The sequence below is a fragment of the Xanthomonas vasicola pv. musacearum NCPPB 4379 genome, from assembly GCF_000277895.2.
Taxonomy (GTDB): domain Bacteria; phylum Pseudomonadota; class Gammaproteobacteria; order Xanthomonadales; family Xanthomonadaceae; genus Xanthomonas; species Xanthomonas vasicola.
Map to the genome: position 1 here is coordinate 595,198 of NZ_CP034655.1, position 14,248 is coordinate 609,445.

A 14,248-nucleotide genomic window follows, 5' to 3' on the forward strand; every position below is an offset into this window, starting at 1 on the left:
TTCACCAATACCAAATGCGGCTAATACAACGTAGCCAGCGATCGTCAGATGGGTGCGGGCGGCGCGCAGAACCGGATTTTACGCGTGGTACATGCCGATTCCGATCACCAGACCCGCTTGCCTAACGGCCGTGCACAGTTTTGTTAGCCACTCTAAAGGTCCTGGCTTTTCAACTAATTTATGAAGAAGGATAGAAAGACATGAAGGCAGAGCACGCACGATCACATTCCATGCCGTCACTTGATCACATGCGCGGCCCCGAATTTGGTATGGGCAACGACAGTGATCTAGAAGCTGGTGCACAGCCCAGCCATAGCGGCTTCTGTCAGTCCGAAGATAGCAGATTGCTCACCACCAGGCCCCCCCGGCGCGGCACAAGCAGCGGGTCGACTAGCCCCAGGTCCACTGGGCAAAGCTCCGGTCACACTGATAACAGTGGATTAGAAACTTTGCTACCGGCCTCGTTAACAGGTGTCCAAAAGCCCAGGCATATGGGATTGGTGCGCAGGGAAGCGGGCCGACTTGTTTCTGCCGACCCGGTGGTGCACGCGTTGCTATCTTTCGCGCAGGTTGACCAGCCAGTTCCATCGCAGGTCGCGAGCACTGACGGGGTCCGACTAGAGTTGGTGTCGCGTCGAGACCCGGAGAAAGCGCTTGAAGAGTTCAAGGACGCATTCACGGTTAAGAAGGCGCAATTGATGCCTGCCGCCAACTCGTTAGAGCGGAAAGCTGAGCAAATCAATGCTGACATTCACCTCCCCTTATTGCTTAAAGCGATTGAACGGGGCTCCGCAGCATTTGGCCCAAGCGCTTTGATCAAGATGGCAGATGGCAGCGAGATCAGCGCGAAAGCCTTCCTCGCCTCGTGTGCCCCAGATGTCACGTCCAATGACGATGGCCTGTCGCACTTCATCAGCCAGAAACTCAAAGGGGACGAAGACCTCCAGGTCCGTCTGGGTGCACAGGAATTGCTATGTGTGGCGACCAAGAAAGAGTTCCAGCTCGGTGGCTTGGCTGGTAGTATTGGCGCCAGCAGCATACTCGGCTCCGCATGGGAGCTCGGCGCTTCGGAACTGTTGAAAAAAGCCATCTTCGGCAAAAATTTCTCGCCCAGTCAGTATGCTCTGCAATTGGCCGGAATCGATTCAGTGCCGCCTTTGCTAATCGAGACCATGGACACCATGTGTGTGCTTGCAATCATCAAGGGTATGAAGGGGGAGGAATGGTCCATGCGCAACCTGTTCCCCAAGGCAATGAAAGCCGGCGCCATCTCTTCAATTGCGTCATTCCCCAATAACGTATTGGAGTACACAGGCTTTAAATCAAGATTAGGTAATCTTGCGGCCAATATGACGACAACCGAAGCGGCCATCTTTGGCGCCGCCTCTGGCATTCCACCCGAAGTCAAGGAAGGCGAAGATTTGATGCGTGCTGGATTGTTCCAGAGTATTAAGAACGGTGTCATGGCGCGCCCCAGCGAGAACATGGGCCCGGAAGAGGCGATTGAGCAGATGGCGCGTCATGCGCTCGATGTTGCCCCCGGCGAGAGCACCGCCGTCAAGTCTATGGGGCTGGCATCCATTGTCGGGATGATCCCGCTGATCGCCGGCAACAAAGCCACAGGATTACTCTCGGAAAGAGTGCTGCGTATCTTCCGGAGCACCGTCTTTAATCCGATCGAATCCATCGCTCTGAATGCACTGGCGCTTGGAGGGCGCATTCATGTTCCTGGGCTATTTGACTCAGACAACGCTAAGCACGCGCGGGTTGTGCAAACCATTCTGGCGCGAGCAAGCGAGCAAATGGAAAGCGGGGCACGGGAAATTACTGCAGAAGAATTGCATCAGATTTTGGCTCCCAAAAGCGAGTTCCTTCGTCATGTAGGTACCGCAATTGTCAAAGGCATGAATGCAAGCTTCGAGGCCCTTCCCGCGCTGGCCCGTAAACTTGGATATGGCGAAACTCCCTTGAACCAACGTATTCCATATCAGGACCTGGCTGTGTCTAATACTTCGCACCAACCCGCACCGGAGCCGTAACCGACGTAATAGCCCGGGTAGCGATCAGTGGTCGGGGACACAGGATACATTTCTCCTGTCGACTCCCCACGATTCGATGCCAGCTGGAATTTGGGGTCTGCGGTCGATATGAGGGTCGGCAGGGATTCGTATTAATACCCTCTCTGACAGAGAGCTAGCTCGCTTTTGGCTGTTTTTCAGACGAATCCCTGCCGACCCTCAGGAACGCCAGGGGGTTAATAGAACACGCCCCAGGTCAGCCAGTCGTTGATCGGGTATTGCACCAGGCTGTTGGACAGCAGGACCGCCGCGCCCATTGCCAGCACCGCCCAGAGCAATGCACGGGCGGTGAGCGGGGCGAATACAGGTTGCGAGGCAAGACGCATGGCGACACGGCGTTGTCTGGGCGCGCAATGATCGCTTCGACGGCAGGGCTGGACCCGCGCAGCGATGCGCTCGCCGGACACAGCGCCGGTAGGCAACGCCGCCCCTTTAGTGCGCAGGCGCCTGCCGCCGGACCGTGCCCGTCGCGCCGGCGGCGACCGACTGGGCGCGTGCGCATATCGCGGCCGCAATCCAAGAGGTGCGTTCGCTGGCGCTCGTGGCCACGCTGACGCTCGGCGGCAGTGTCGGCATGCGATGTGAGGGGGCAAGCCTGCGCCACGACATCGGGTCGTCATCGGTGACGTGTGCACGAGACGCCTGACCGACGGCATCAGCAGCACATGGTGATTGCAAAGCGGGCGGCAGGCCTCGACCGGGGAAAGGGGCGGCGTGAGCGGGCGCATGGGCGCGCATGGTCGCTTGCAGGTGCTCGCCACAACGGCGCGCACTTTGCGACATCCACGCGCGGCGGACTGGCATGCAGCGGCACCTACAGCCGCAGGCACGCGCGCCTCGCTGTTGGGGACACAATCTCGCCCGCTGGCATTTCGGCCGCGGACATCGCACGTATCGTCCAGGCTCATGACCCCCGTCGTCTGATTCTCGTGCACGCCCCGCGATGCCATTCGGCCTCGCTCACTGCTCTGCCCCCCGGAGAGATGCATGCTTACTCGCACCCGCTGTCTGCCGCTGCTGGCTGCCGTGTTGTTCGCTCTCAGTAGCGCCAACGCTGCCACGACCGTCCCCGATGCCCAGATTGACGCGATGACCGCAAGCTTGCGCGCAGCGCCAGTGTCATTCGACGTGCATCTGCCATCACGCGACCAGGCGGCCCTGGACGCGCTGCTGGCAGACATCCAGGATCCGCTGTCGCCGCAGTAGCACAAGTGGCTGTCGGCGGCCGAATTCCAGCGGCGTTTTGGTCCAGCGCCTGCGCAGCTCGCGCAGGTGCGCGCCGCCCTGCAGGCCGCACACATGACCGTGGTGCAGCAGGGGCCAACCCTGCATGTCAGCGCGACTGCAGACAGTGTGGAGCGGCTGTTCGCCGCGCCATTGGTCGCTGATCTGAAGGCCGGCCAGCAGGTACGCCTGGCGGCTGCCGCTCCGCTGCAGCTGCCGGCCGCGCTACGTGCCAACGGTGTCACCGTCACCGGCCTGAGCCGGGGCCTGCCGGCGGCGCACATGAACTCGCGCGTGCTGGCTGGCGACCCCAGCAACCGCTATGGCGAGGGCAGCACGAGTTATTGGTACAACGATCTCAAACAGGCCTACGGCTATCCGTCCTACCAGACGATGATTGGCGCGCCAGGCAAGCAGCAGCGGCTTGACGGTAGCGGCAGCACCATCGCCATCTTGATCGGCAGCGACGTGTTGGATACGGACATCGCCGCGATGTTCGACCATGAGCACTTCAGTCGGTATGCCGGCAACCATGCCAATCCGACGCTTTACGCGCGCCGCTATGTGGCCGGTGCCAAGCCCGGCGTGCAGGATGGCAATCTCGCTGCCGAGCGCGAGGCGACGCTCGATGTGGACATGGCGCTCGGCGGCGCGCCGGGCGCACATGTGCTGCTGTACGTGCTGCCCGATCTCACCATCGATTCCCTGCTGGCCGGCTACCGACAGATCGTGCAGGACAATCAGGCAGACGTGGTCAGCTCCTCGTTTGGGCTCTGCGAGCAGTACTTCACCCCAGCCTATAACAGCGGCAGAGATGCTACCTTCATTGCTGGCCTGTTCGATGCCGTCTTCAAGCAAGGCAACGCGCAAGGCATCAGCTTCGTCACCTCCAGCGGCGACAACGCCGGCCTGGAATGCCCGGACACGCAGTACCTGGTAGATGGCAAGAACGGCCGTTACATCCCCAGCGTAGAGTGGCCTGCCGCCGATGCTCACGTGACCGCGGTTGGTGGTGGCAACCTGTTCACCGCCTACAAGAAGGGCAGCCTGGGTTCGGGCTACGTCAGCGAAAGCGCCTATGCCGACCCATTGCAGGCGGATGACCCCTATGGCGTGGGCGCGCTTCTCACTGGCGGTTACTGGGGTGCCGGTGGCGGCGTCAGCACGCTGTTCCAACGCCCGGGGTATCAGTTGCGCGCGCTGGGCGGCACGCGCACTTCCATGCGCGCTTTGCCCGATGTCGGCATGCTGGTCGGTGGTTGCCCGTCGATCGCCGTGCAGCCCTGTCAGCAGGAGGGCAGCGCGGTGTCCATCTACGTTGCCGGTGCCATCACCAAGGTGATCGGCACCAGCGTGGCGGCGCCGGAGTTCGCCAGCGTGGCCGCGCTGCTGGTGCAGAAGCAGGGCCGGCAGGGCAATCTCAACGACTACCTGTATCGCCTGGCTGCCAATGGACCGGAGGCCTACCACCGCGGCATCCCCGGCAATAACGGGGTGGTCAGTAACGATGTGCCGATCGCGGGCAAGTACAACTACACCACCGGCCTGGGAACCCCGATCGTGCGGTTGATGATCGGTGCGCTGGACGCAGCGCCGGCCGGCATTCCGCGGTCTCCCAGCAATCCGTAAACGCGGCGCGCCTGGCGGCATTGGCGTCGTGGCAACGACGCCAATGCCACGACACTTACGCTGTGGTCGATCTGATGTGTCCTCCGCCTGCAGCGCAGGGCGTGCGTGTCACCACGTTTGGTTGCTGCTGTACGCGGCAGCGGCTTCGGTCGGTACGAACGCCAATGCGTTCCCTTGTTCGGCTTGCACGGTCCAGCCACTGCCAGCGGCCGGGTTGGAACGTCACTATTTCGCCGACATGGAAGCCTGCGGCGGGGTCGTCCTGGCGCACCTGCCATTGCAGCACTGCGGTGTTCTCGGCCTGTTGCGGGTCCTGCAGGCGCACCTGGCGTGCGCCGGCGGGCAGGGTGTCGACTGCCTCCACGCGCGTTGGCGGCAGCTTGCCCGCGCGTGCCTCACGGCGTGACTCGGCCACTGCATTAGATGCAGCGAGTGGTCCGCCAACGACGGAGGCGACCACGCCGGACGCGATCAGCACTGGTGTGGCTAGAGACAGCGCCGAATAGAACTCGGATTTTTCGCCGGGTGTGGTCGCTTGACCGGCGTGCGCGCAGGGCAAGGTCAATGCGGCGAACAGGCATGCGCTGGCAGCGAGAAAAGAACCGGCGTTGGGCTATGGCAGCAGGCGCGCGCGTACCTGCGTGGCGATGCGCTCGGTTTCGCGCACAGGAACGATATTGACAGCGCCGGCGAGAACTTCATTGACGGGGTGCAAGCGCTGACGTTGCCGCAACGCCTGCAAGTAGGTGCCAACGCGCCCGCTTGCCTGCTCGGCAAACGCGGCAGCCACCGCTACACGGGTGGCGCAGGCTTCGGAGAGCAGGTTGACCGAGTCGGCAGTGGCCACGATGGCATCGGCCCAGCCGAGCAGGCCGGCGTAGGGGTTGGGCCCATCGCGCTCGTCGCACCACAGCAGGTGCGGCAGGCCGGTGCAGGCCACGCGCAGCGCAGCGATCGCATCGCCCGGTGTGCGGCGGGAGGTGGTGATCAGCAGGCTGCCGCCCAGCGTGCGCAGGTGGGCACTCATGCGTGCGCACAGCGCCGCCAGCACCTCGGATGTCCACGGGACCTGGTCGGTGGGTCCGCCGATCAGCAGGGCTAGCCGCGGGCCCGGCAAGCCGCCCATGGCAGGGAAGGCCGCCCGCCCGGCCGCCAGCCACGCATCGTCCACCGGGTGCAGGCTGCCGAGCAGGGTGAGCACGTTGCTGCCGCGTAGTGCGTCATGTTCGGGCACCACCAGCAGGTCCCAGTGCCGCGGGTCCAGCCGCGGGTCCAGGATCTGTACGCTGCGGCTGCCACGGGCACGCAGCAGCCGGGTGGCCAGCGCCGCCTGCCGGCCGCAGCCGATGGCCAGCGCCGCGGGCTGCTGCAGGTGCCGGGCAAATGCCGCGCCAAACGCCTGTTGGGCGCCGGGTAGCCGCAGCGGCGCCGCCCAGCGCCATGGCGCCTTTGGCTGCAGGTGGATGGGCTGAAAGGTATCGGGTTGCAGGGCACGCGCCAGCGCCTCGGCCTGACGCGCATTGCCGGCGCGGCCGTCGCTCAGCGCCCAGGTCAGCCCCATCGTTTCAGATCCGACATAGATTTGTTTCAGATTGAACGCGTGTGGCGGCAATCGCGTCACTCTACACTGCGGGTCTTAACACCGGCGCCGACGCCGCAGCCTACCGTCGCACCACCCTTCTTCTGGAGTGCTCATGTCCGACTCGCTCAACGCCGCCGCACTGGATCAGCTGTTCCGCACCGCCCGCACGCAAAACGCGTTTGCCGACAAGCCGGTCAGCCAGGAGGTGCTGCGCGAGCTGTATGAGTTGGTGAAGTGGGGCCCCACCGCGGCCAATAGCTGTCCGGCGCGCTTCGTGTTCGTGACCAGCGCCGAAGGCAAGGCCAAGCTCAAGCCGGCGCTGTCCGAGGGCAATGCCGCCAAGACCCTGGCCGCGCCAGTGACGGTGATCGTGGCGCACGATGAAGACTTCCACGAAAAGCTGCCGTACCTGTTCCCGCATATTGACGCCAAGAGCTGGTTCGACGGCCCGCGCGAAGGGCGCACCGAATCGGCGTTCCGCAATGGCTCGCTGCAGGGCGCCTACCTGATCCTGGCTGCGCGTGCGCTGGGACTGGATGCCGGCCCGATGTCCGGCTTCGATAACGCCAAGGTGGATGCGGCGTTTTTCGCCGGCACGCCGATCAAGTCCAATTTCCTGATCAATCTCGGCTACGGCGACCAAGCCGGGCTGTTCCCGCGTTCGCCACGCCTGAGCTTCGACGAAGCCGCGCGCTTCGAGTAAGGCGATGCCTGCATGCGTGCGGGGTGCGCCCCGGCACACCGCGCATGCGTGCCGCTTTCAAGCGACGCAGTTGGCCGTTCGCCGGCAGACCGCTTGATCTCGCTTACCGTCTCGACGTACATGGTCTTTCGGTTTCCTGCAGTCCTCGTCCGTCTGCACCTGTCCCACCTGCGTTGATCCAACGCGTCTCTCATCAGATGGAGTTTCAATGAAGACCACCCACAAGCTGTTGCTGCCGCTCGCCCTGACCCTGGCCATTGCCGCCTGCTCCAAGCCGGCCGACAACACCGCCGCCCCGGCCGCCGAAACCACGCCTGCTGCCACCGCCCCGGCGGACGCTGCTGCTGCGCCGGCACCGGCACCGGCACCGGCGCCTGCCGCCTCGACCGCCCCGGCCGTTGAAGTGGCTTCGGGCACCTACACCCTGGACCCGGCGCACACCGACGTGCTGGCGCAATGGAGCCACTTCGGCTTCTCCAACCCTAGCGCGCACTTCGGCAATGTCGATGGCACCCTGGTGTACGACGCCGCCGACGTGACCAAGTCCACCGTGCAGGTCACCCTGCCGCTGTCCGGCTTAAACAGCTTCACCGCCAAGCTCGACGAACACCTGAAGAGCGGTGATTTCTTCGACGCGGCCAAGTTCCCGACCGCCACCTTCAAGAGCACCAAGGTGGAAGCTGCCGGCACCAACAAGCTGACCGTCACTGGCGATCTGACCATCAAGGGCCAGACCAAGCCGGTCGTGCTGGACGTCACCGTCAACGGTGCCGGCGAGCACCCGATGAAGAAGGTGCCGGCGGCTGGTTTCGATGCCACCACCACCATCAAGCGCAGCGATTTCGGCGTGAGCCAGTACGCCCCGAACGTCAGCGACGAAGTGAAGATCCGCATCACCACCGAAGCCCTGCAGGCCAAGGCCGGCGACGCGGCTGCGAAGGATGCCGCGGCCAAGTAATCGGTCTGGCTGCTGTCCAGGCAAAGGCCCGCTTCGGCGGGCCTTTGTCGGTGTAGGCGGCAGCCAGGTGCTACCCAGGCGGGTGTGACCGCGTTGCGGTGTGCATCGATGGTGCAGCCGGCACCGCATCGTCTGGGCAACCATGCAGGGTTGCGCTGTTCTCTCCCGGCTTCGCCAATCCCCATCCCAAGCGCATCGCGTTCGCCAATGTGCAGCTGGACGCCTACGTTTTTAGGGATCTGCCGCAGCGTCGATGTCTTAATCGTTGGACCGCCCGCACAAACGCCGTCGCCGGCAACGGCGCACGAAGTGCAACGCGCCCGACCGCTGTCATCTAGGTGTCATGCAGTTCACGCAGCCTGAGCGGCGTCTTTCTGGTCGGTTGTCTTTCGTCTTGCGCTCCGATGCATCGCCGCTGTTGTCTCGGCTGTTCCTGCAGTGGCGGCCCTCGCTCAACCGCTATTTCCTGCGTCGTCGTGCGCCTGCCTGGGATGCCGAAGATCTGGTGCAGGAGGTCTATCTGCGTCTGCAACGCCGTCAGGTGCAGGCCGGCGAAATCGCCAACCCTGAAGTCTATTTGTTTACCATCGCGGCCAATCTGCTCAAGGAGCAGGGGATGCGTCAGCAGCGTCACGGGAGCGCTGACGCCACGCTCGACGCCTGCGTGGACGAGGCCTTGTCGGTGCCGTTCCAGGCCGACAGCGAACTGCATGCCGAGCAGCGTCGCGCGCGCTTGGCGCTGTTGATGCAGCGGCTGCCGCCGCGCTGCCGGGCGGCGATGGTGCTGCGCTACCGCGAAGGGCTGGACCACCGGCAGATCGCCGACCGGCTGCAGATCTCCGTGCCGATGGTGAAGAAACACATCGCGCGCGGCGTGGTGCTGTGTCGGGAGGGAATGGCGGGCTATGGCTGAGCCACGTCCATCCAGCCCGCGTGCCACCACGCAAGCCGCCACCGACTGGTATCTGCTGCTACACGAGGGCCAGCCCAGTGCGTCCCAACAGACTGCGTTCCTGGCCTGGCTGCGTGCCTCGCCGACGCATGTGGCCGAGTATCTGGCGGTGGTGCGGCTGTTTGCCGATTTACCCTTGGCAGCGCAGCAGCAAGCCATCGAGGTTGACGACTTGTGCCGGCGCGCGCTGCACGACGAAGGGGTAGTGGTGCCGCTGCGGCGCACGGCGGCGTTCGACCCGGTGCCGCGGCAGGGCAATGCACGTGCCGCGCGCAAACGCAACGTTCCTGCGCGCCGGTGGGCGCTGGCGGCCAGCGTGGTGATTGCCATGCTCAGTGCCGGCTGGTTGCTGACGCCGCCGGCCGTACCGGATGGCGTGGTCTACCGTGCCTCGGCAGCAGGACGCATCGTCGACCTGCCTGATGGCAGCCGCGTGCAACTGGACCGCGATAGCGCCATTGCGGTGCGCTATACGCCCGAGCGACGCCGCATCGACCTGCTGCAAGGCGCGGCACTGTTCGATGTCGGGCGCGATCCGCACCGACCACTGCAGGTGTGGACCGGCGGCGTGCTGCTGCGCGATATCGGGACGGTGTTCGGCGTGCAGCACGAAGGCGCGGCGGCCCGCGTCACCGTGCTCAGCGGGCAAGTGCAGGTGCAGGCACCGCCGGCGCGGTGGCTGGCACGCTGGCGCGACACCGGTGCGGTGCTGGCCGATCTGCGTGCCGGCCAGCAGGCGCAGCTGGATGCGGGCGGGCAGGTGCTGGCGCTGGAGCCGCACGCCGATCTGGCCGCCGCCACGGCCTGGTTGCCCGACCGCGTCAGCCTGCATGACCAACCGTTGGCCGAGGTCGCGCGCCGCTTCAATGCCTTCGCCTCGGTGCCGCTGGAGATCGATGACCGGTTGCTGGCCCAGCGCCGCGTCAGCGGCGTCTTCCATCTGCGCGACAACGCCGCCTTCCTTGCCTATCTGGCTGCCATGCAGGGCATGCGCGTCGAGTGCGGGCAGGCGCGCGTGATGGTTCGCGCTGTGCGCTGACCTGCTGGCGGCTGCGACGGCGCAACGCTTTCGCGCTGCGGCATCGCCCCAGCCTTGTAGTGCCAAGCCAACTCGCCACGTCTGCGTGCTGCGGTCATTGCTGACTGCGTTGTTCCGGCCAGATGCGCCCCACCGGCGCCTGTCAAAAAAATTCACGAAAGCCGAGGTGTCCGCCGCGCCCGCAGGGCCACTCATGTACGAGGTCGGTCGCGCTACCTGCGTGATCTCTCTCCCACTCCCGTTGGAATGACGTCCCCATGCGCCACCCGCTCGCCCTTCAGATTGCCTTGCTGCTCACCGCCCTGCCGCCGACCCTGACCGCCGTCGCCGCCACACCGTCGGCGCAGGCGGCGACGGCCATCGCTCCGGCCAGCCTGGACACGGCACTGGATCAATTCGCCCAGGCCAGCGGGTTGCAACTGATCTACGACCCGGCGCTGACGGCGCACCTGCGCAGCCCCGGTGCGCCGGCCGGGCTGGCACCGCTAGTGCAACTGCAACGCCTGCTCGGCGGCACCGGCTTGGCCGCGCGCCAGCTCACTGCGACCTCGCTCAGCATTGCCCCGGCCGCGCCGGCCCGCGCGCCCGCTCCGCCATCGGCTGCCAAGGCGGCACCGGCGGACGTCAGCGCCGACCGCAGCACCGCACGCGATCTGGCACCGGTCACCGTGGTGGCGAACCAGGTCGATACGCTGGCGCCCAGCGCGCCGCCGCTGGACGCGATCCAGCCCACCTCGGTCATCGACGAGCGTTTCATCCGCGATGGCCTGCGCTTCAATGCCAATTACGACGACATCATCAAGTACGCACCCAGCGTCAGCGTCACCTCGCCGGAAGGGCCAGGCATGGGCAAGAACGAAGGCATTTCGATTCGCGGCTTCCAGGACGGCCAGTTCAACATCACCTTCGACGGCATTCCCTTCGGCGATGCCAGCGATCTGCACCACACCACCTCGGCCTACTTCAACAACCACATCCTCGGCCAGGCGGAAATCGATCGTGGCCCGGGCGGCGGCGCAACCATCGGCAATGCCACCTTTGGCGGCACCGTCGGTCTGCGCTCGCGTGATCCCGGCGCGGTCGATGGCATCACCGCCTACGGCACGGTCGGCAGCTGGGACACGGTCGCCGGCGGGGTCAGCGTGGAGCAGCATCTCGGCAGCGGCACGCGCCTGCTGGTGGATCTGTCCAAAGAACACAGCGACACCTATCTCGACGGCACCGACGACCGCCGCGAACACGCTTTCATCAAGACCATCAGCGACGTGGGCGAGGCCAGCACGCTGGCCTTCGTCACCAGCTACAACCAGGAACACCAGAACACCGTGCAGGGCGCCACCAAGGCGCAGATCGGCGCCAACGGCTGGCGCACCGGCCTAGGTGAGGATCCTGCCTTGCAGAGTTACACCGGCTACAACGACGCGGCGTATTACTCCAGTTTCAGTTACCTGGCCTTGCTCACCCAGTGGGGCGGCTGGGACGTGGATAACCGCGTTTACGCCAACACCTTCGACCACCGCGCCGACAAGACCACCGAGCCGACCAGCGACAGCCTCAAGGACAATGGCGTCACCTTCTACAACGCCGCCGGCAAGAAGATCGGCAAGGCCGCCATCGATGTGCCGGGCAAGCTGGCCGACAACGACAATCTCGCCTTCGGCGATGTATTGCGGCTAGCACGCGACGTCGGCCCGGGTGAGCTGAAAACCGGCGTGTGGCTGGAACGTGCGCTGGATCATCGCTATCAAACGCCGTTGGACATGAGCACCGGCATGCCGACCGATACCAAGTACGGCAACGCGGATAACTACCGGCTCAAGGACCGCACCGATACTGCGCAGCCTTATGCCGAATATGCGTGGCGGCTGAGCGATGCGCTCACGCTGTCGCCCGGTGTGCGCTATGCCGATGTAGCGCGCCGACTCAGCGCGGAGGTCAACAAGTCCACGCCGCCGCTGCCTTCATACACGCGCGCCAGCTATGACGCCTGGTTGCCCTCGTTAAGCCTGCACGATGCCATCAACGACCACTGGAGCGCGTATGCGCAGGTTGCGCGTGGTTTCCTGGCGCCGCCGATCGATGTGATCGAACTCAATGGCGCGCGCGGACTGGATCCGGAACTGACCACCAACGTGCAGTTGGGCACCAGCTACGCCGATCGGGGATTGACCTTCGGTATGGACGTCTACCACATCGACTTCAGCAACTTCATCAGCCAGACCCGCGTGGCGACCGCCAGCGGCACCGAGCAGGCCTTCGTCAATGGTGGTGGCGCGGTGTATCGCGGCATCGAGAGCGAAGCTACTGTCGCGCTGAGTCCGACCGTCAGCGTGTACGGCAACGTCAGCTACAACGAGGCCACCTACAAGGGCAGCAGCGTGCAGGTGGCGGCCGCGCCGCACGTCACTGGAACACTGGGCATGCTCTACAACAGCGGCAGCGGTTGGTACGGCTCGTTGATGGACAAGTTTATCGGCGCTCGCTACGGCGTGGATAACCGCACCGATGCCACTGGCGCGACGGTGTTCGGCAACGACGAGCGGCTGTCGTCCTACACCAGTCTGGATGCAGCCGGCGGTTATCGCAGCACGCATGGTCCCTGGAATCTCAAGGGCTATTCGCTCAGCCTGGCGGTCAACAACCTGCTCGATACGCACCGGCTGATCGGTTACGCCGGCACGCGTTCTACCGACAATGCGCCGCTGTACTTCGGCTTGGCTGGCCGCGGTGTATTCCTCGATCTGTCGGCGACGTTCTGATGCAGACCATGCGCACGCATCGTATTTCCCGCGCGTTGCGGCGAGCACTGCTCGCTCTGGCGCTGTGTCTGCCGGCAGCGGCAGCCGTGGCCGCGAAAGAGTCCGTTGCAGCAACCACGCAGGTGCGCCTGACCATCGTGCTGGTGCGGCATGGTATTCGTGCACCGACGCAATCCAGCAGCGAGTTGGATCGCTACAGTGCGCAGCCATGGCCGCGGTGGCCGGTGGCACCGGGCCGACTCACTCCGCACGGACGGGCAGTCATGCAAGCGCTGGGCGCACGTTATCGCGCGCTGCTGGCCCCGCCGCTCGGGTTGCCCGCCAGTGGCTGCGATGGCACTGAGCAGATCGTCACCATCGCCGACAGCACTGCCCGCAACCACGCCAGTGCGCAGGCGCTGCTGCATGGCATGGCGCCGGACTGCGCAGCGCATTACCAGGCCTTGCCCGAGGGCAAACACAACGCCTTGTTCGATGGCGGCAAGGCGCCGGCACCGCCGGTGCGGCTGGAGGCCGACACGCGCGTGCGAATGGCGCAGTTGCAGGCAGTGTTGAGCGCTTGCCAGCACGGACCCTGCGCCGATTCGGCACCGGCCAGCCGGCTCTACGATCCGGCCATGCGCGATGGATCGCCGGACGCGGCCAGCACCCTCAAGCTGGCCGGTGGACTGGCCGAGAACCTGATGTTGGAAGACGTCGAAGGTTTCGATGCACAGCAGCGGGGCTGGGGCCGTGTAGATCGCGCCGCGGTGGCGCAATTGATTGCCTTGCACAATGCCTCGTTCGCCCAAAGCAAGCATCCGTTGCCGGTTGCCACAGCGGCGGCATCCAACCTGCTGGCGCATCTGCTGGCTACCGTGCAGGCGGCGGTCGGGCAAGGCCCGTCGGTGGCGGCATTGACGCCGCCCTCTACACGATTGCTGGTACTGGTGGGTCACGACACGAACTTGGCCACGCTCGGTGGATTGCTGGGCGTGCAGTGGCATCGCAGCGACCGCCCCGACGACTACCCGCCCGGCGGCGCGCTGGTGCTGGATGTGCTTGAGCGCAACGACGCGCCTTTGCTGCGCGTGCGAACTCTGATGCCGAGCCTGTCGGCGTTGCGCAGTGGGCACTTGGACGGCGATGCGCTGGCCTCGTCCACGCTGGTGTTGCCCGGTTGCCACGGTCAAAGCTTATGCCCGTTGCCGGTCGCACTGGCCTGGCTGCGCACGCGCATCGATCCGGCCCATGTGCAAATGGCACTGCCGGCCATGCAGCCCTGGCCGGCGCAGCCGTAGCGTGCGTCATGCAACGTGCGTGTGGACGCAGCGGCTAGTGACGC

General features: G+C 65.0%; 9 protein-coding genes, 1 other RNA gene and 2 pseudogenes. 8 read left to right on the top strand and 4 right to left on the bottom strand.

Translation table 11 applies throughout. The annotated features are described in order from the left end of the window. Positions 1-18: 18 nt before the first annotated feature. Positions 19-93, bottom strand: a non-coding RNA gene (locus tag KWO_RS02750) — sX9 sRNA. A gap of 398 nt (positions 94-491) precedes the next feature. Between KWO_RS02750 and xopB the strand changes: the two genes are divergently transcribed. Further along, positions 492-2,039, top strand: coding sequence for a XopB/HopD1 family type III secretion system effector (xopB, locus tag KWO_RS02755; RefSeq protein ID WP_010379521.1), 1,548 nt, complete (start codon positions 492-494; stop codon positions 2,037-2,039). A gap of 215 nt (positions 2,040-2,254) precedes the next feature. On the opposite strand, the gene KWO_RS02760 is transcribed toward xopB, so the two are convergent. Beyond that, positions 2,255-2,404 (bottom strand): hypothetical protein, encoded by a 150-nt coding sequence (locus KWO_RS02760; RefSeq protein ID WP_010379522.1) that lies wholly within the window; start codon positions 2,402-2,404, stop codon positions 2,255-2,257. 661 nt (positions 2,405-3,065) lie between these two features. Between KWO_RS02760 and KWO_RS02770 the strand changes: the two are divergent. Next, positions 3,066-4,931 (top strand): annotated as a pseudogene (locus KWO_RS02770) (S53 family peptidase). Positions 4,932-5,039: 108 nt separating this feature from the next. On the opposite strand, the pseudogene KWO_RS02775 reads toward KWO_RS02770, so the two are convergent. After that, positions 5,040-5,508: pseudogene (locus KWO_RS02775) on the bottom strand (hypothetical protein). A gap of 36 nt (positions 5,509-5,544) precedes the next feature. Continuing rightward, positions 5,545-6,492 carry a mitochondrial fission ELM1 family protein gene (locus KWO_RS02780; protein ID WP_010379528.1) on the bottom strand — a complete coding sequence of 316 codons (948 nt, stop codon included), beginning with the start codon at positions 6,490-6,492 and terminating at the stop codon, positions 5,545-5,547. Between the two features lie 133 nt (positions 6,493-6,625). On the opposite strand from KWO_RS02780, the gene KWO_RS02785 reads away from it, so the two are divergent. The 6 genes from KWO_RS02785 to KWO_RS02810 all read left to right on the top strand — a co-directional run bounded on the left by KWO_RS02785 (position 6,626) and on the right by KWO_RS02810 (position 14,204). Further along, complete coding sequence (locus tag KWO_RS02785; RefSeq protein ID WP_010379530.1) at positions 6,626-7,216, top strand: malonic semialdehyde reductase; 591 nt, start codon at positions 6,626-6,628, stop codon at positions 7,214-7,216. Between the two features lie 208 nt (positions 7,217-7,424). After that, positions 7,425-8,174, top strand: a complete 750-nt coding sequence (locus tag KWO_RS02790; RefSeq protein ID WP_010379531.1) for a YceI family protein — start codon at positions 7,425-7,427, stop codon at positions 8,172-8,174. 394 nt (positions 8,175-8,568) lie between these two features. Continuing rightward, a complete protein-coding gene (locus KWO_RS02795; RefSeq protein ID WP_017113782.1) occupies positions 8,569-9,087 on the top strand; it encodes an RNA polymerase sigma factor in 519 nt (172 codons plus the stop codon). Beyond that, positions 9,080-10,165, top strand: a complete 1,086-nt coding sequence (locus tag KWO_RS02800; protein ID WP_010379533.1) for a FecR family protein — start codon at positions 9,080-9,082, stop codon at positions 10,163-10,165. The genes KWO_RS02795 and KWO_RS02800 overlap by 8 nt, the downstream gene beginning before the upstream one ends. A 257-nt stretch (positions 10,166-10,422) precedes the next feature. Beyond that, on the top strand, positions 10,423-12,924 hold the full coding sequence (locus KWO_RS02805) for a TonB-dependent receptor (RefSeq protein ID WP_017113960.1): 2,502 nt from the start codon (positions 10,423-10,425) through the stop codon (positions 12,922-12,924). Beyond that, a complete protein-coding gene (locus KWO_RS02810) occupies positions 12,924-14,204 on the top strand; it encodes a histidine-type phosphatase (RefSeq protein WP_010371742.1) in 1,281 nt (426 codons plus the stop codon). The genes KWO_RS02805 and KWO_RS02810 overlap by 1 nt, the downstream gene beginning before the upstream one ends. Positions 14,205-14,248 lie beyond the last annotated feature (44 nt).

Excerpts from the sequence above, each read along its gene's own strand:
- KWO_RS02810 (WP_010371742.1), top strand. The coding sequence starts at position 12,924 with ATGCAGACCATGCGCACGCATCGTATTTCCCGCGCGTTGCGGCGAGCA.
- xopB (WP_010379521.1), top strand. The coding sequence starts at position 492 with ATGGGATTGGTGCGCAGGGAAGCGGGCCGACTTGTTTCTGCCGACCCG.
- KWO_RS02790 (WP_010379531.1), top strand. The coding sequence starts at position 7,425 with ATGAAGACCACCCACAAGCTGTTGCTGCCGCTCGCCCTGACCCTGGCC.
- KWO_RS02805 (WP_017113960.1), top strand. The coding sequence starts at position 10,423 with ATGCGCCACCCGCTCGCCCTTCAGATTGCCTTGCTGCTCACCGCCCTG.
- KWO_RS02785 (WP_010379530.1), top strand. The coding sequence starts at position 6,626 with ATGTCCGACTCGCTCAACGCCGCCGCACTGGATCAGCTGTTCCGCACC.
- KWO_RS02760 (WP_010379522.1), bottom strand. The coding sequence starts at position 2,404 with ATGCGTCTTGCCTCGCAACCTGTATTCGCCCCGCTCACCGCCCGTGCA.
- KWO_RS02800 (WP_010379533.1), top strand. The coding sequence starts at position 9,080 with ATGGCTGAGCCACGTCCATCCAGCCCGCGTGCCACCACGCAAGCCGCC.
- KWO_RS02780 (WP_010379528.1), bottom strand. The coding sequence starts at position 6,492 with ATGGGGCTGACCTGGGCGCTGAGCGACGGCCGCGCCGGCAATGCGCGT.